Annotated in this window: 12 protein-coding genes; 8 read left to right on the plus strand and 4 right to left on the minus strand. The window is 69.8% G+C overall.

The features are described 5' to 3' along the window. Window positions 1-127: 127 nt before the first annotated feature. Window positions 128-637, plus strand: coding sequence for a single-stranded DNA-binding protein (locus tag G4D83_RS19330; protein WP_163866273.1), 510 nt, complete (start codon window positions 128-130; stop codon window positions 635-637). Window positions 638-779: 142 nt separating this feature from the next. Here G4D83_RS19330 and G4D83_RS19335 read toward each other — a convergent pair whose 3' ends face one another. Further along, on the minus strand, window positions 780-1,457 hold the full coding sequence (locus tag G4D83_RS19335; protein WP_163866274.1) for a succinate dehydrogenase/fumarate reductase transmembrane subunit: 678 nt from the start codon (window positions 1,455-1,457) through the stop codon (window positions 780-782). A 262-nt stretch (window positions 1,458-1,719) separates the two neighbouring features. Here G4D83_RS19335 and G4D83_RS19340 point away from each other — a divergent pair, with 262 nt between their 5' ends. The 7 genes from G4D83_RS19340 to G4D83_RS19370 all read left to right on the plus strand — a co-directional run bounded on the left by G4D83_RS19340 (window position 1,720) and on the right by G4D83_RS19370 (window position 11,721). Next, window positions 1,720-2,610 (plus strand): Hsp33 family molecular chaperone HslO, encoded by an 891-nt coding sequence (locus tag G4D83_RS19340; protein ID WP_163866275.1) that lies wholly within the window; start codon window positions 1,720-1,722, stop codon window positions 2,608-2,610. Window positions 2,611-2,644: 34 nt separating this feature from the next. Next, the gene (locus G4D83_RS19345; protein ID WP_163866276.1) at window positions 2,645-3,676 is read left to right on the plus strand and encodes a Glu/Leu/Phe/Val dehydrogenase family protein; all 1,032 of its coding nucleotides are present in this window, start codon (window positions 2,645-2,647) and stop codon (window positions 3,674-3,676) included. 127 nt (window positions 3,677-3,803) lie between these two features. Further along, on the plus strand, window positions 3,804-4,547 hold the full coding sequence (locus tag G4D83_RS19350; RefSeq protein WP_240356429.1) for a phosphoribosyltransferase: 744 nt from the start codon (window positions 3,804-3,806) through the stop codon (window positions 4,545-4,547). Window positions 4,548-4,566: 19 nt separating this feature from the next. Continuing rightward, window positions 4,567-6,483 (plus strand): selenocysteine-specific translation elongation factor, encoded by a 1,917-nt coding sequence (selB, locus tag G4D83_RS19355; RefSeq protein WP_163866278.1) that lies wholly within the window; start codon window positions 4,567-4,569, stop codon window positions 6,481-6,483. Continuing rightward, window positions 6,480-8,996 (plus strand): ATP-binding protein, encoded by a 2,517-nt coding sequence (locus G4D83_RS19360; protein ID WP_163866279.1) that lies wholly within the window; start codon window positions 6,480-6,482, stop codon window positions 8,994-8,996. The genes selB and G4D83_RS19360 overlap by 4 nt, the downstream gene beginning before the upstream one ends. Continuing rightward, on the plus strand, window positions 8,993-10,438 hold the full coding sequence (locus tag G4D83_RS19365; protein WP_163866280.1) for a sigma-54-dependent transcriptional regulator: 1,446 nt from the start codon (window positions 8,993-8,995) through the stop codon (window positions 10,436-10,438). The genes G4D83_RS19360 and G4D83_RS19365 overlap by 4 nt, the downstream gene beginning before the upstream one ends. Window positions 10,439-10,872: 434 nt before the next feature. Continuing rightward, on the plus strand, window positions 10,873-11,721 hold the full coding sequence (locus G4D83_RS19370) for a GNAT family N-acetyltransferase (RefSeq protein ID WP_163866281.1): 849 nt from the start codon (window positions 10,873-10,875) through the stop codon (window positions 11,719-11,721). A 73-nt stretch (window positions 11,722-11,794) separates the two neighbouring features. Here G4D83_RS19370 and G4D83_RS19375 read toward each other — a convergent pair whose 3' ends face one another. The 3 genes from G4D83_RS19375 to nuoL are packed head-to-tail and all read right to left on the minus strand — an operon-like array spanning window position 11,795 to window position 17,331. Beyond that, a complete protein-coding gene (locus G4D83_RS19375) occupies window positions 11,795-13,354 on the minus strand; it encodes an NADH-quinone oxidoreductase subunit N (RefSeq protein ID WP_163866282.1) in 1,560 nt (519 codons plus the stop codon). Window positions 13,355-13,372: 18 nt separating this feature from the next. Next, window positions 13,373-15,103 carry a complex I subunit 4 family protein gene (locus G4D83_RS19380; RefSeq protein ID WP_163866283.1) on the minus strand — a complete coding sequence of 577 codons (1,731 nt, stop codon included), beginning with the start codon at window positions 15,101-15,103 and terminating at the stop codon, window positions 13,373-13,375. Next, on the minus strand, window positions 15,100-17,331 hold the full coding sequence (gene nuoL / locus G4D83_RS19385) for an NADH-quinone oxidoreductase subunit L (protein ID WP_163866284.1): 2,232 nt from the start codon (window positions 17,329-17,331) through the stop codon (window positions 15,100-15,102). The genes G4D83_RS19380 and nuoL overlap by 4 nt, the downstream gene beginning before the upstream one ends. Between the last annotated feature and the right edge of the window lies 1 nt (window position 17,332).

Below are 17,332 nucleotides of genomic sequence, written 5' to 3' on the forward strand. Positions count from 1 at the left end.
CGCCTTCTGGAAATGTCAGGCCGCACTGCTATACGTCGGAGGCAACCTGCCAGGGCTGATGCCCGGCAGGTGTGCAGACCCTCTCCGTGGTGGAGGGGAGCTCGACGGAAAGTCAGAGGGAGCAGTCATGGCAGGAGGCGTGAACAAGGTCATCCTCATCGGCAACCTGGGTGCGGACCCCGAAGTGCGGTTCACCCCGGGCGGTCAGGCGGTCGCGAACTTCCGCATCGCCACCAGCGAGAGCTGGCAGGACAAGAACGGCCAGAAGCAGGAGCGGACCGAGTGGCACCGCATCGTCGTCTGGGGAAAGCTCGCGGAGCTCTGCGGCGAGTACTTGAAGAAGGGACGGCAGTGCTACGTCGAGGGCCGCCTGCAGACGCGCGAGTGGATGGATAAGGAGAACCGGAAGAACTACACCACGGAGGTCGTGGCCAACGCGGTGACGTTCCTGGGTGGCCGTGACGCCGGGGACGGCGCGGGTGGCGGTGGTGGTGGGCGCCGGCAGTCCGGTGGTGGCGGTCAGTCGCGCGGCATGGACAACAACGACTACGGCCAGCCGCCTCCCATGGATGACGGCATGGGCGGTCCCTCCTCCGGCGGTGGCGGCGGCAACGGCGAGGACGACATCCCGTTCTGAGCGGCGTCGCGCGAGCCGCGCGGCACTCCAGAAACGAACCGGCCGCTCCCCGGAAGTCTCGGGGGCGGCCGGTGTGCTTTTCAGGGCTGCGGCGAAGGGAGTACGGCGCCCTCGCTTCGTGGCGGGCGCCGTGTCCTTGAGGCTACGGGTTCGAGGGGCCGAAGGCGGCGCCCGCGGTATAGAGCGCGTAGATGGCGCTCCAGCTCATCGCCGTCAGCAGCAGGAAGATGATGATGGTGACCGGCTCGAAGCGGCGCATGGCGCGCTCGCTGCCCAACAGGCCCCAGCCCATGCCGAAGCCCTGGAGGCCGTTGGCCAGATGGTACGCGGTGCCCAGCGTGCCCAGCAGGTAGACGATGAGTGTGGGGCCGTGGAAGTGCATCTCCCGGGCGATGTCGGTGAACGCCTCCGGGTGTCCCCCGATGAGCCGGGGCTGGAGGAAGGCCAGCCAGATGTGGGCGCCGAGGAAGGCGAGCACACCCAGGGCGCTCACGCGCTGGAGGATGAACTTGAAGTTGCCGTAGTTGTTGTACCGGTTGTTGTTCGGCCGGAAGCTGAGGAGCCGGACGATGCCCCAGCCGGTGTGGAACAGCAGCGGCAGCAGCACGATGACGAAGGAGAGGTACATCGAAAACGGGTTGGCGTACGTGGTGACGGACTTCTCCCACGCGACCGCCCCGCCGAACGCGGAGAGGTTGTCCCAGAGGTGGTTGACGACCCAGAACGTCAGGGGCACCACCGCGAGGAACGAGCCCAGGCGGGACTTGAGGAGCGGAGTCTTCGTCGGAACGGCGTCGGCTGTGGCGGCCTGGGTGCTCATCGGGTCTCCAGCGATGGCGCGCGGGCAAGTGGCCGCGCCCCAAGTCAAAGTCGGGTGACTGTCGGAGGGCGGTTTATAGCCGTTCCGGCCAGGACGCTGGATTTCTTCCGCATCCCCGCATGGCAGCCGTCGCGCACGGAGGCATAAGCCTGGCCTTATGCGTCACCCTGGGTGGCCCTGCTGCCGGGCCAGCATGCGACGGGGCGTCCGCCCTCCGACGTGGGTGGGCACGGCCGGCTCGGGCACGCTAAGTCGCTCTGCCATGTCCGATGAGCTCGTCAGTGGATTGCTGAAGAAGTCCGATGCGCGCGTGGTGCTGGCGCTCACCACGGACCTGTCCCGTCAGGCCCGCGCCACCCACCACACGGCCCCCGCCGCCGCGGCGCTGCTGTCCCAGGCCCTCACCGCCGCCGCCCTGTTGGGCGCGCTCCAGAAGGGCGAGTCCCGCGTCAACCTCCAGGTGGAGTGCGACGGGCCGTTGCGGGGCCTCTTCGTGGACGGCGACACGTCCGGCCTCGTGCGGGGCTACGTGAAGAACACCCTCGTCGAGTACGTGGGTGGCGACGACCAGTACCAGTGGCGTCCCGTGCTGGGGAACAAGGGCTTCCTGTCCGTGCTGCGGGATTTGGGCGGCGGTGAGCACTACCGCTCGTCGGTGGAGCTGGAGCGCTTCGACCTCGCGGAGGACCTGGAGCGCTACTTCCATCAGTCGGATCAGCTCCCCTCCCGCCTGGTGCTGGCGCAGCTCCCCATCCAGGTCGAGGGCAAGACGGAGTCGCTGGGCGTGGTCGCAGGCCTGCTCCTCCAGCCCCTGCCCGGCGCGGACCTGGAGACCTTCCAGGCGCTGGGTGAGCGGCTGCGTCGTGACGCCACGTCGGTGCTCCTGACGCACGCGGCGTCCGGTGGGGCCGCGGTGTTGCGCGCGCTGTTGCCGGAAGCGGACTTCGAGGTGATGTCTCGTTATCCGCTGCGCTTCGGCTGCTCGTGCAGCGAGGACCGCGTGAAGCGCGCGCTGCTCGCGATGGGTCGTGAGGAGTTGCAGGACCTCCTGGAGAAGGAAGGACAGGCGGAGGCCACGTGCCAATTCTGCACGACGCGCTATGTCATTCCTGGAGATGTCATTCGCGGCATGTTGGAGAGCGGCACGGTTTGACTTGGGTGCGTGGCCTCGGTAGAGGCCGCGCGCCATGAGTTACTTCACGCAATTGCTCGAGGGCGGCTACGAAGCCGTCCATCTGCTCAGCGACTCCCGGACGGGCCTGCGGGCCATCGTCGGAATGCACAACACGCGGCTGGGCCCCGGGCTGGGTGGGACGCGCGCGTTGGCGACGTACACCAGCGAGGAGGAGGCCGTCGCGGACGCGCTCCGGCTGGCGCGCGGCATGACATACAAGGCGGCGCTCGCGGGCCTGCCTCACGGCGGCGGCAAGGCCGTCATCATGCTGCCGCGCGGCAACTTCGACCGGGCGAAGCTGTTCGAGTCCTTCGGTCGCGCGGTGGAGTCGCTCGGCGGCCGCTACATCACCACCGAGGACAGCGGCACCAGCACGGACGACATGGAGCACGTGCGCAAGCACACGAAGCATGTCGTCGGCCTGAAGGAGCGCAGCGGAGACCCGTCACCGGTGACGGCGTACGGCGTGGCGCGCGCGATGGAGGCCACGGCGAAGCACGTCTTCGGCCGCCCGGACCTCAAGGGGCTGCGCGTCACGGTGCTGGGCGTGGGCCACGTGGGCATGTACCTGGTGAAGGAGCTGCACGAGCGCGGCGCCAAGGTCTGGGTCAGCGACATCAACGCCGCCAGCGTGGCGCACGCGGTGAAGGAGTACGGCGCGACGGCGGTGGACGCGGACACGCTGCACCGCATGGAGGCGGACGTCTTCGCGCCCTGCGCGCTGGGCGGTGCCATCAACGACGCCACGCTGCCGCTCCTCAAGGTGAAGGCGGTGTGCGGGGCGGCCAACAATCAATTGCTCACCATGCGACACGGGGAGCAGCTCGCCGGACGAGGCATCCTCTACGTGCCGGACTACGCGGCCAACGCCGGGGGCCTCATCAACGTGGCCCAGGAGTGGGCGGGGTATGACCGGGAGAAGGCCTACGCCCGGGCGTCCAACATCTTCGACACCATCGACACGGTGCTGCGGCGCGCGAAGGAGTCCAGCCTTCGTCCGGAGCAGGTGGCGGACCGCATGGTGGAGGAGAAGCTGGCGGCCTGACGCGAGCGGCTGAGCCGTCACCCCGGTGTGTCGTCGGGGTGTATCGAGGCGCGGGCTTCAGCGGGATGTGGCCAGGGCGCGGTCCCCGGGGTATGACGGGGCCGCACCCCAGCCGGAGCTCACCGCCGTGGCCACCAAGCGGGCATCGCCCGGGCCCAAGGCCCAGGGCAAGCGCAAGCCCACCGCGAAGTCCTCCTCGAAGAAGACTTCTCCCAAGACTCGTGTCGCGCCGTCGTCCGCGTCGTTGTCCGCCGCGGAGCGCAAGCAGGCGCAGAAGCTCGTCTCCATTCCCGCGGACCTGGTGCTGGCGCCGCAGGTGGAAGCGCCGCGTCAGCCCACCGGAAAGGACCAGTCGGGCAAGCGCTCCGCGGGCGTGAAGGAGCTGACGTGGGCGGATTTCGACCGCGCCGTGCACCACCTGGCCGACGCCATCCGAAAGACGTTCAAGCCGGAGGCGGTGGTGGGCGTGGCCCACGGTGGCGTCTTCGTCGGCGGCGCGCTGTCCTCGGCGCTGGGCTGCGCGTTCTTCCCGGTGCGCATCAGCCGTCGCAGCAGGGACAGGGGTGACGAAGGGCGCCCGAAGGGTGGGCCGAAGACGAGCGGAGAGATGCCGCGCGAGCTGAAGGGCAAGCGCGTGCTCATCGTCGACGACGTGGCCTCCAGTGGCGACACGCTGTCGCTGGCCACGGCGCTGGCGCGCGAGGCGGGCGCCACCCAGGTGTCGACGGCGTGCCTCATCTCGAAGCCGGAGGGTTTCGCCCCGGACTACGCCGGGCTGACGACGGGCGCGCTCGTCGTCTTCCCGTGGGACTACGCGCCCGGCGCGGGTGACGCGCGCTTCGAAGAGGACCCGGACAAGGCGGGGGCGTGAGCGGTGCCGTGGTGGGGCGATGATTGTCGGCACCGCGGGACACATCGACCACGGCAAGACGTCGCTGGTGAAGGCCCTCACTGGCATCGACACGGACCGGCTCCAGGAAGAGAAGCGCCGGGGCATCACCCTGGAGCTGGGCTTCGCGCACCTGACGCTGGATGACGGCACGGTGGCGGGTGTGGTGGACGTGCCCGGCCACGAGCGCTTCGTGAAGGCGATGGCCGCGGGCGCGGGCGGCGTGGACCTGGCCGTGCTGGTGGTGGCCTCCGACGAGGGCGTGATGCCCCAGACGCGCGAGCACCTGGACATCTGCCGGCTCCTGGGCGTGCGCGCCGGTGTCGTCGCGCTCACCAAGTCGGACCTGCTGGCGGAGCCCGGGCCGGAGTGGCGCGTGCTGGTGGAGGCGGACCTCGCCGCGCTCACCGCGGGCTCGTTCCTGGAGGGCGCGCCGGTGGTGCCCTGCTCGACGCGCACGGGCGAGGGCCTGGACACGCTGCGCACCGCGCTCAGCCGGGCCGCCGGGGCGTTGACGAAGCGTCCCTCGGAGGGGCCGACCTTCCTGCCGGTGGACCGCGTCTTCACGTTGAAGGGCTTTGGCACCGTGGTGACGGGCACGCTGTTGTCGGGCACGGTGGCGGTGGACGACGCGGTGTCGCTGCTCCCCGGGCAGCCGGGCCCGCTGCGGGTGCGCGGCGTGCAGGTGCATGGGCGGGCGGTGGAGAAGGTGGAGGCCGGTCAGCGCGCGGCGGTGAACCTGCCGGGCGTGGAGGCGGAGTCGCTCTCGCGGGGACAGGTGCTGACGCGCGCCGGAGAGCTGCCCGAGACGCGCATGCTGGACGTGGAGCTGACGCTGCTGCCCACGGCGGAGTCGCCGCTGCCGCGCCGTCGCAAGCTGCTCCTGCACCTGGGCACCTCGCAGGTGGAGGCCACGGTGGCGCTGCTGGACGTGGAGCGGTTGGAGCCCGGCGGGACGACGCTGGCGCAGCTGCGACTGGACGCGCCGGTGGCGGCGCTCGTGGGCCAGCGCTTCATCCTCCGAGGCTCGCGCGCGCTGCCCGGGCGGGGCGCGACGCTCGCGGGGGGCCGGGTGCTGTCGATTGCGCCGCCTCGGCGTCGCAAGGGCGGCTCGGCGGTGGTGGCGCCGCTGCGGGAGGCGGACCCGGCGGGGCAGGTGGCGTGGCTGTTGCGGCAGGCCGGCTATCGCGGGCTGACGCAGGCGGAGCTGTTCGGCCGCTCCGGGCTGGGCCCTCGGGTGCTGGCGCGCGCGCTGGAACTGCTGGGCACGCGAGGCGCGGCGCTGCTGCTGGACAGGGAGCGGCGGCTGTACCTGTCCGGCGAGGTGTTCGAGGGGCTGCAGGGACGGGCGCTCGCACTGCTGGCCGCCTTCCATGAGCGCGAGCCCTTGCGCGAGGGCCTGTCCCGCGAGGAGCTGCGTCAGCGCCTGTCGTCCGAGCTGGACGCGCGCGCCTTCCAGCGGGTGTTGCAGGGACTGGGGGACACCGGAAAGCTGGAGGTGGACCGGGACCTCGTGCGTCTGAAGGGGCGCGGCCGTGCATTGTCGCTGGGGGACGAGGCGGCCCGGGCGCGGCTCGCCGCGGAGCTGTCCGCGACGGGACTGGCCCCGCCCACGGAGGCCGAGCTGTCCCAGAAGCTCCAGCTCCCGGTGCCCCGCCTGCGAGAGCTGTTGAAGGTGTTGATGGCCGAGGGGAGGGTGGCGCGGGTCAGCGAGGAGCTGTGCTTCGACGCGGTGGCGCTGGGGGCCCTGCGGGAACGGCTGGTTGCCCACCTGCGCGAGAAGAAGGAAATTAGCACCCAGGCCTTCAAGGAACTGGTGGGACAGAGCCGCAAGTTCGTCATCCCTCTGTCCGAGTACTTCGACCGGGAGAAGGTGACGCTCCGGGTAGGCGAGAAGCGGGTGCTGCGTCGCGGATGAGCACGAAGCAATACAGCGAGGCGTCGCTGCGCGCCTTCATCGAACCCTTCGCCAACCCCGTGCTCGCGGTGGTGGACGGACGCGTGTTCGCCGCGAACGACGCGTACCTGGCGCTCCTGGGGCTGCCCCAGGAGCGAGTCGAGGGGCGCTCCATCATGGACTTCGTCCAGCCGGAGGACCGCAGCCGGCTGACTGAGCGCTACCGCCTGCTGGAGTCCGGTGTGCCCATGGAGGCGGCGACGCAGCTCTACCAGGTGCCCTCGGCGGACGGCGTCGCGCGGGAGGTGGCCCTCTATGCGTCCCATCTGCTGCTCGAGGGCGGAGGCCGGGCGCTGTTGCTCAACCTGTTGCCGATGATGGACCGGCCCCCCGAGCTGTCCGTGGCCGAGCGCCTGGTGGAGACCTCCGCGGGCCTCGTGTCCGCGCACTCCGAGGACGCGGTGCGCCGCGTCGCCATCAAGGGCCTGGAGGCCGCGGGCTTCCGGGTGCGGCTGCTGCGGTGGGATGGCATGCGGCTGCACGCGCTCGACGGTGGGCCTCCGCCCGCGGACGTGTACCTGGGGCTGGAGGCGCTGTCGGACGGGCGCCCCGTCTTCGGTGGCGCGGAGCGGGCCAAACCCACGCACGTGTACCTGCCGGTGGGAGGGCCCCAGGTGGAGGTGCTGCGCGTGGAGGGACCGTGGGTGGCGCCTCGCCATGGCTCGGTGCTGACGCTCTTCGCCAAGGTGGTGGGGGCGGCGCTGACGGACGCGCGCGTGCAGGCGGATGGCACGCGCAGCCGATGGGAAGTGGGGGCCGTCGCGGAGATGGCGCGCTTCGTGGCTCGGCCGATTCCCCCCACGCCCGAGGACTTCCTGTCGCGCGTGTCGGAGCTGCTGCTGTCAGAGGCCGCGGTGCTCCACCTGACGCAAGGCGAGAAGGGGCCGCTGGAGCTGACCGCCCACTTCGGGCTGGCGGAGAGCGGCGTCTCCAAGGCGAGCGTGGACCGCTTGAGCGCGGTGATGGGGGCCACGGTGCCGGACGCACTGGATGGAGACCTCACCACGGAGGCCCAGGCGGCGGTGCTGCGCGAAGTCTCGGGCGGGGCGCTGGGCAGCGGCGCGGCGGTGCGACTGGCTCGCGGCGGAGAGGTCTGCGGCGTGCTCCAGGTATTGCGCGCGCCAGCCCGGCCCTTCGATGCGCGGGACGTGAGGCTGCTCGGCACGTTGTCGGAGCTGCTGGTGACGCTGCTGGAGCAGCGCAGGCTGCGCTCGGAGTCGGGGCGGCAGCTCGCCGAGACGCGCCTGCTGCTGGATTTGGCCCGCACCACGGCGGGCGTGCTGGAGACCTCCAGCATCCTCGACGTGGCCTCGGACTTCCTGGTCCACCTGCTGGACGTGTCCAACTGCTACATCATGCTGTACGACGAGAGCGCCAAGGTGCTCCGGGGCGCGGCGGCCTCCGCGGCCCATCGCGACTTCTTCCGCACGGTGGAGCTGTCGCTGAGCAGTGACAGCGTGGCGGCCCGGGCCGCGCGCGAGCGAAAGCCGGTGGCCATCGAGGACGTGGAGGCCTCGGGCGGAGGCTTCAACCCGCAGCTCGTCCAGCGCTTCGGGGAGAAGGCGCTCCTGGCGTTGCCGCTGACTTCGCGCGAGGAGCTCATCGGCGTGGTGCTGGTGGACGACACGCGGCGCAGCCGGAGCTTCAGCCCGGAACTCGTCGAACTGGCGGAAGCCACATGTGGGCAGCTCGCGCTCTCCATCGCCAACGCGCGTCTGTATGAGTCACTGTGGGCCAGCTACGCGGAGCTGGCGGCCACGCGCGCGGAGATGGTGAAGCGCGAGCGACTGGCCGCGCTGGGCGAGCTGTCCGCGATTGTCGCGCACGAGGTGCGCAACCCGCTGGGCGTCATCTTCAACGCGGTGGCGTCGCTGCGCCGGCTGCTGGAGCCCTCCGGTGACGCGGGCATGCTGCTGGACATCCTGGGCGAGGAGAGCGACCGCCTCAACCGCATCGTCGGCGACCTGCTCGACTACACGCGCCCCAGGAACCCGGTGCTCCAGCATGAGGACCTGGGCCGCGTGCTCCAGGACTCGCTGGAGGCGGCGCGCGTGCAGGGCGGTGGCTCGGACCGGCCGGTGCAAATTGACGCGGAGGTGGAGGCGGGGCTGCCGCCGGTGCCCATGGACCGCCGGCTCATCCGCCAGGCGCTCGTCAACGTGGCCGTCAACGCGATTCAGTCGATGCCGCAGGGTGGACGGGTGAGGGTGCTGGCGCGGAGGGAGGCGCATGGCGGGCGGGAGCAACTGCGCATCGACGTGGCGGACCAGGGGCTGGGCATCCCCGCCGAGCTGCTCCACCGCGTCTTCGAGCCCTTCTTCACCACCAAGGCGCAGGGCACGGGCCTGGGCCTGGCTGTCGTCAAACGTATCCTCGAGGAACATCGAGGCGAAATCGCCGTGGACAGCGTCCCCGGTCGCGGTACCACCTTCACTTTCAGACTTCCCCTCTCGCAGCCCCCGTCCTTCCCATGACTGACGCGAACACCCCGCCGTCCCGTGGACGCATCCTCGTCGTGGATGACCAGCGCAACATGCGCGCAACCACGGCGCTGCTCCTGCGCGCCGAGCACTACACCGTCTTCGAGGCGGGCACGGGTGAAGAGGCCCTGGCCCACCTGTCCGGCGGCAGCATGGACCTGCTGCTGACCGACTTGAAGATGGAGCCCATGGACGGGCTGACGCTGCTCAGGCGCGCGCTGGAGGTGGCCCCTCGCCTCCAGGTCATCATGATGACGGCCTTCGGCTCCATCGAGAGCGCGGTGGAGGCGATGCGGCTGGGTGCGTACGACTACGTCACCAAGCCCTTCAAGGAGAGCGAGCTGCGCTACCGCGTGGAGCGCGCCCTGGAGCGCGCGCGCCTCCTGCGCGACGTGGACAACCTCGCCACCGACTTCAACCAGCGCCATGGCCTGTCCGCGCTGGTGGGGCGCAGCGCCGCCATGAGGGACCTCACCTCGCGGCTGATGCGCGTGGCGCAGAGCGACGCCACCGTGCTCATCCAGGGAGAGAGCGGCACCGGCAAGGAGCTGGTGGCCAGGGCGCTCCACGCACACAGCCGTCGCAAGAACCGCTCCTTCGTGCCCGTCAACTGCGCCGCCATCAGCGAGTCCCTGCTGGAGAGCGAGCTGTTCGGCCACGCGAAGGGCGCCTTCACGGGCGCGGTGAAGGCGCGTCGCGGCCTCTTCGAGGAAGCCGACGGAGGCACGCTCTTCATCGACGAGGTGACGGAGACGAGCCCCACCTTCCAGTCCAAGCTCTTGCGCGCTCTCCAGGAGGGCGAGGTGCGCCGCGTGGGCGAGTCCACCGCGCTGCGCGTGGACGTGCGCACCGTCGCCGCCACCAACCGCGATATCGAAGTGGAGGTGCGCGAGAAGCGCTTCCGCCAGGACCTCTACTACCGCCTCAACGTGGTGACGCTGCGCGTGCCGCCACTGCGAGAGCGCCTGGATGACGTGCCCGTGCTCGCCGAGCACTTCCTGGAGCGCGCCAACGCCCGCAGCCCCAACCCCCGGCGCCTGTCCGCCTCCGCCGTGACACACCTGATGAACTACGACTTCCCCGGCAACGTGCGCGAGCTGGAGAACCTGGTGGAGCAGGCCGCCGCGCTCGCGGAGAGCGACGAGCTGATGCCGGAGGACTTCCCGCTGCGCCAGGCCCGCCTGACGCCCGCGCACGGCACCTCCAGCCTCAGCGCCCTGGATGGACAACTGGGGCTCGGTGCGGGCACGGCCGGAGGTCCCACCCTGGCCCAGGTGGTGGAGGACGCCGAGCGCCGCGCCATTGCCCAGTCCCTGGAGCGCCATGGCGTGGACCTTGCTCGTGTAGCGGACGAGCTGGGCGTCTCCTCCACCACCCTCTGGCGGAAGATGAAGCGCCTCAACCTCCGCCCGCCCACGGAGGCGAGCCGGGAGTAGGGGAGCAGGCTGGAGTTGGACGTGTAACTTTTGCGCACCCGTGGATTCAGATCCGAAATGAACGGGGTTCATCGGTGAAAAACACAGGCGCCTGAAATCATTGATAATTTTCAGTTCTGCAAGGCGATTTCAGGGCTGCAATGCAATCGACGAGGTTGGCCACTGTCGGGTGGACCTCTAAGTGCCTGAGAAAACTGGAGTTTGTCTCAAAACAGCTCCTGGCACGACGACTGCTATAGCTCCACGCGGGACACATCGAAGCGAGGCTGAAGGCGGTTCCCCCCCACCCCTTCAGCACTTCCGGTGAGTCACCTTCAGAAGACCCGCGGCCCGACCCTCCCCTGTGGAGTGTCGGGCCGCCTTCTTTTGTGCCGTCGGACGTTGAAATCCGCCCGCGTCGGTGTTCGCTCCCTCCTCCTGGGAAGGAGTGCCTGATGGCGGTGCGAGTGGGACGGCAGCCGTGTCCGTGGGTGCTGAGGCCTGGACGCGAGGACGATTACCCGACGTACGCGAGGCTGTTCGCGGAGCTGGGCCTGGAAGAGCCCCCGCCCTCCGCCACCATGTGGGCGCAGGAAGTCTCTCCCCGCACCCTGCTGGTGGACGGGCCAGGTGGGGTGGAGGGGTACACGTCGACAGACGCGCTGGGCGTGCTGGGCTACGTGGGGCAGCTCGTGGTGGCGCCCTCCGCGCGGCGTCAGGGGCTGGGGCGCTGGATGATGCAGCGCGTGGCGGAGCGCCTTCGGGAGCAGGGCTGCCAGAGCTGGGCCCTCAACGTGAAGCGGGACAACGCCGCGGCGCTGGGGCTGTACACCTCGCTGGGCATGAAGCTCGTGCGCCAGGGCACCAACCTCCGGGTGACGCGCGCCCAGGTGGCGGTGCTGCCGCCCGTGCCCCACGGCTTGATGGTGGTTCCCGTGGAGTCAGGTGACTGGGAGCCGCTGACGCAAGCCTTCGGGATGATGCCGGGCAAGCTGGCGCGCTACGCGACGCTGCCTTCGCACCGACTGCTTCGGCTGGCGCGCGAGGACGGCGAGGAGGGTACGCTGGGGATGATGGACGTGCGCTCCGGCGGCGCGGTGCTCTATCCCTTCTTCGCGGACTCACTGGCCCACGCGCGAGCGCTGCTGGAGGGCGCCTTCTCGCTGCTAGGAGAGGCCCGGGAGCCGGTGGCCGTGGTGGTGACGGACGACGTGCCCCTGGAGCAGCTCCTGCGGGACGCGGGCGCCGGCGTGAGCCTGGAGACCTTTGAGCTGCGCGGCGCGCTCCCGGAGTCGAAGCCGTAGCCAGCGCCGGAAAGACGACGCCCGCCCGGGCACGAGGCCGGGGCGGGCGTGGGTGACGACGGGGCGCGAGCGTCTACTGACCGAAGATGCTGCTGGCCTGTTGCAGCCACCCGGTGATGGGGCCCGGGAGGATTCCGAACACCAGCACGGCGGCGGTGGCGAGGACCAGGGCCAGCTCGGTGGACCAGCTCCGCTCGAGCGTCAGCGCGCCCTCGGGAACGGGCCGCATGAACATGTAGACCACCACGCGCAGGTAGTAATAGGCACCCGCCGCGCTGGCGAGCACGCCGACGATGGCCAGGCCGATGAGGCCCGAGTCCACCGCGCTCTGGAAGATGAGCAGCTTGCTCATGAAGCCGATGGTGGGAGGAATCCCGCCCAGCGACAGCATGAAGGTGGCCATGGCCACGGCCCAGCCCGGACGGCGCTGCGCCAGCCCGCTGAATCGCTCCAAGTCCCAGGCGGTGCCCTTCTCCTCGTCCTCGCGGCGCTCCAGCACGGACACCAGGGTGAAGGCACCCACGGCGCTGAAGGTGTAGGCGAGCAGGTAGAAGAGGATGCCGCGCAAGGCCTGTGAGCGCGCCAGCTCCACCGGCGAGCCACCCGTCAGCTCGGACGGACCCAGCAGGCGGAACTGCTCGCCCGGCGCGGTGACGAACAGCGCCGCCACGCCCACCAGGAGATAGCCGGCGTGGGCGATGGACGAGTACGCCAGCATGCGCTTCACGTTGCGCTGCGGAATCGCCAGCAGGTTGCCCACCACCATGGTGAGGAAGGCGAGGGTGGAGAACAGCACCAGCGGCAGGTGCGGGTCGATTCCCTTGCCCAGCGTGAGGAACACGCGCACCAGCGCCGCGAAGGCCGCGGCCTTCACGCCTGCGCTCATCAGCGCGGTGACGGGGGTGGGGGCACCCTCGTACACGTCCGGCGTCCACATGTGGAACGGCACCGCGGCCACCTTGAAGGCGAAGCCGGAGCCCAGGAGGATGAGGCCCACGTAGACCAGCGCCGGCTGGGTGGCGAGCGCGCCGGACAGCGGGCCCACCATGTCCGTCAGCTTCGTGGAGCCGGTGGCGCCGTAGAGCAGCGCCGCGCCGTACAGCAGCACCGCGGAGGAGAAGGCGCCGAGGATGAAGTACTTGAAGCCCGCCTCGCTCGGCCGCGTGCCACGGCGCAGATACGACGTCAGCGCGTAGGTCGCGATGGAGAGGACCTCCAGGTTGACGAAGAGCGTGATGAGCTCGTTGGACAGCGCCAGCAGGCTCATGCCCGCCGCGGCGAAGAGCATCAGCGCGTAGAACTCACCGCGCTCCGCCCCGCGCTTGCGCAGGAAGCTCACCGAGCTCAGCGCCGCCAGGCCCAGGCCCACGCACACCACGAAGGTGAGGAAGCTGGAGAAGGGGTCCAGCACGCCGAAGCCGAGGAACACCTCGTGCGCCGGCTCGAACATGTTGGCCACGGCCACGGCGCCCGCCGCCACCGAGGACACCACGGTGAGCACGGCCTGGTAGGAGCGCGACGCGTTGGCGCCGAGGAACACTTCCGACAAGAGCAGGATGCAGGCTCCCACCACCAGGATGATGGCGGGAATCAGCGGGAGGAAGTCTGCCAGGGTGAGATTGGGCAGGATCATGTCGTGGGCTCTGGCGGCTTACGGCCGAGGCGAGGGGACGGCTCGGGCGGCGAGCGGGGCGGGGACGCTCGGAGCGGCCGCGGTGGGTTGGGCCGGCAGCCCCATCACCTCCACGCGCACCTGCTCCGTCTCCACGGTGGCACCCGGGGTGCCGACGCGAGCGCGAGCGATGAAGCGGCTGGTGGACGGCTCGATGCGGTCCAGGAACGGCTGGGGCATCAGCCCCATCACCCCGACGAGGATGATGAAGGGCAGCACCGTCAGCATCTCCCGCAGGTTCATGTCGGTCAGGTGCTGGTTCTCCCGGTGCGTGAGGCCCCCGAAGAACACCTTCTGCACCATCCACAGCATGTACGCGGCGCCCAGGATGACGCCCAGGGTGGCGAACGCGCCGAACACCATCGTCAGGTGCGGGTTGCCAGCGGCGGCGCCCAAGTCACTCTTGAAGGTGCCCAGCAGGACGAGGAACTCACCGATGAAGCCGTTGGTGCCCGGCACCGCCACCGACGAGAAGGTGATGATGACGAAGGCCACGGTGAACACTGGCATCACCTTGGCGATGCCGCCGAAGTCCGCCATCAGTCGCGTGTGGCGCCGCTCGTAGAGGTAGCCGAACAGGAGGAACAGCGCGCCCGTCGAGATGCCGTGGTTGAGCATCTGGTACGCGCTGCCCGTGGCGCCCTCGGCCGTCACCGCCAGCATGCCCAGCATGCAGTAGCCCAGGTGGCTCACGGACGAGTACGCAATCAGCTTCTTGATGTCCCGCTGCGCCAGACACATCAGCGCGCCGTAGACGATGCCGATGACGGCCAGCGTCGCCAGGAAGGGACGGGCCTGCTGCGCGGCCACCGGGAAGAACGGAATCGCGTACCGCCAGAAGCCGAACGTGCCCATCTTCAGCATCACGCCGGCCAGAATCATCGAGCCAGCCACCGGCGCCTGCACGTGCGCGTCAGGCAACCACGTGTGCACCGGCCACATGGGCACCTTGATGGCGAACGCCAGCGCGAAGGCGCCGAAGAGCCACGGCCCATAGGTGTGCAGTGTCGCGGCCAGTCCCGTGAGCGAGTCACATGCTCCGGGGGGTCCGGCGGTACAGGCGGACAGCTGCCGGTTCGCGTCCAGCAGGCCGTTGTACATGCTGGAGTAGTCGAACGAGCGCGCGCCTGCGGGGGAGCTGATGAAGTACACGGCGATGAGCGCCACCAGCATCAGCAGCGAGCCGACCAGCGTGTAGAGGAAGAACTTCACCGCCGCCATCTGGCGGTCCTCGGCGCCCCACACACCCACCAGGAGGTACATGGGGATGAGCATGGCCTCGAAGAAGATGTAGAAGAGCAGCACGTCCAGCGACACCAGCGCGCCCAGCATCGTCGTCTGGAGCACCAGCAGCGCCAGGTGGAACTCCTTGATGCGGTGGCTGATGTACGTGGTGGAGGCCAGCACGACCAGCGGGCCCAGGAACACCGTGAGGAGCAGCAGGCTCGCCGCCAGACCGTCCACGCCCAGGTGGTAGCTGAGCCCGAACTCCTTGAACCAGTGCACCCGGTACTCGAGCTGGAACTCCGCGCCGCCCGGCTCGAAGCGCATGTACGCCCACACGCCGAACACGAGGTCCACCACCATGGCGATGAACGTGACGGCGCGAATCTGCCCCGCCTCGCCCGCGGGCAGCATCAACACCAGCGCCGCGAAGACGAGGGGCAGGAAGACGACGAGGTTGAGCAGGTGGGTGTCGAAGAAGCTCATTGCAGCACCTGGATGAGGGCGTAGGCGACTCCGCCCAGCAGGGCGAGGGCCATCACTGCGGCGTAGGCCTGGGCGTCGCCCGACTGGACGTAGCGCAGCGCGCTGCCCACTCGCGCCGTCACCCACGCCGTGCCGCGCACGGCCACGGTGTCGATGAGGAGCGCGTCCACCACGCGGAAGAGGATGAAGCTCATGAACTTCACCGGCCGGATGATGGCCAGTTCGTACAGCTCATCCACGTAGAACTTGTTCTGCGCCGTGCGGCGCACCGCCCGGGCGAAGGCCGGAGCCGGCTGGCCCGCGCGCGCCGGGAAGAAGCGCAGGTACAGGAAGCCCGCCAGCGCGCCGCCCGACACCGCCACGAGCCACGCGAACACGTAGTCGCCCATGGCCGGGACGCTGGTGTCCAGCGCCACCGTCTTGCCCGTCGCGACGATGCGGTTCATCGACGCGAACACGGGGCTCAGGAAGTTCTCGAACACCGGCTGGGGCCGGCCGTCGCCCGGCGCCTTCATCAGCGGCCACGCGTACACGGCGGACACCACGCTGAGCACCGCGAGCACCACCAGCGGCAGCGTCATCTGCCACGCGCTCTCGTGCGCGTGCGCCAGCTTGGCCTCCTTGGAACGCTGGCCCTCGAAGGTCAGCAGGTACACGCGCGTCATGTAGAACGCGGTGCAGGCGGCGATGAGCAGGCCCAGGTAGTAGACGGCGCTGGACACCCAGTGCAGCCCTTCCAGGTGGTTGTGGTGCACGCCGTGGAAGATGGCGTCCTTCGAGAAGAAGCCGGACAGGGGGATGATGCCGGTAATCGCCAGGGTGGCGACGAAGAAGGTGCCCCACGTCCACTTCATCTCGTGGCGCAGGCCGCCCAGCTTCTTGATGTCCGTCTCGTCCCCGTTGCCGTGCATCACGCTGCCGGCGCCCAGGAAGAGGCAGGCCTTGAAGAAGGCGTGGGTGACGAGGTGGAGCACCGCCGCCCAGAACACGCCCATGCCCACGCCCATGAACATGATGCCCAACTGGGACACCGTGGAGTAGGCGAGCACCTTCTTGATGTCGTCCTGCGCGAAGGCGATGAGCGCCGCGAGCAGCGAGGTCAGCGCGCCGATGATGGCCACCGTGGCCATGGCCGTGGGGCTGAGCACCAGCAGCGCGGACATGCGGCTGAACAGGTAGACGCCGGCGGTGACCATCGTCGCCGCGTGGATGAGGGCGGAGACGGGCGTCGGGCCCGCCATCGCGTCCGGCAGCCAGACGTACAGCGGGAGCTGCGCGCTCTTTCCCGCCGCACCCAGGAGGAACAGCAGCATCGCCGCCGTCATCACCCCGCCGAACGTGTAGCCCTCCAGGGGCCCCGCCGCGATGGGGGTGGACAGCACGACCGCGCCGCCGCCGCCCTCGGGAATCGCCTCGGCCATCTTCTGCAGGCCCAGGAAGGTGACGGTGCCCTTCTCCTGCAGCGCGGCCGAGTAGCGCTGGCTGCTGCTGCCGGCCATCGTGTAATCGCGCTCGTTGGCCTGCTCGGTGAAGGCGCCCACCAGCAGCACCATCAGGAACGTGGCGATGAGGAACGCGAAGTCACCGATGCGGTTGGTGACGAACGCCTTGCGGCCCGCCCACGCCTTGGCCGGGTCCGTGTACCAGAAGCCGATGAGCAGGTAGCTGGCCATGCCCACGCCCTCCCAGCCCACGAAGAGCAGGACGAGGTTGTCGGCCAGCACCAGCGTCAGCATCGCCGCGACGAACAGGTTGAGGTACGCGAAGTACCGCCAGTAGGACTCGTCGTGCTCCATGTAGCTGGTGGAGTACAGGTGGATGAGGAACCCGACGCCGGTGATGACCAGCAGCAGGGTGCCCGACAGGTGGTCCACCATCAGCCCGAAGTTCACCCGGAAGTCGCCCACGGCGAACCAGGTGCCGTAGTCGTGCGCCAGGGCGTAGCGGACGTAGTCGCGCTCCTGGCCGAACGGGTTCACGAAGAAGGACAGGAGCCGGCGGCTCTCCGGGTCCGTGTCGCTGGTGGCCCAGAAGGCCAGCACGCTCAGGACGAAGGCGCCGCCCACCGCGGAGCAGGCGACCAGATTCACGTTGGCCCGGCCCAGCATCTTGCCGAACACGCCGCAGATGAACGCGCCGAGCAGCGGCAGGGCGATGATGAGCCACAGCGAGGGCGCCAGGACGTCGGGAGCGACGGGCGCCGTCTGCAGGAATTGCGAGAGGTTCATG

This window comes from Myxococcus eversor, assembly GCF_010894455.1.
Lineage (GTDB): Bacteria > Myxococcota > Myxococcia > Myxococcales > Myxococcaceae > Myxococcus > Myxococcus eversor.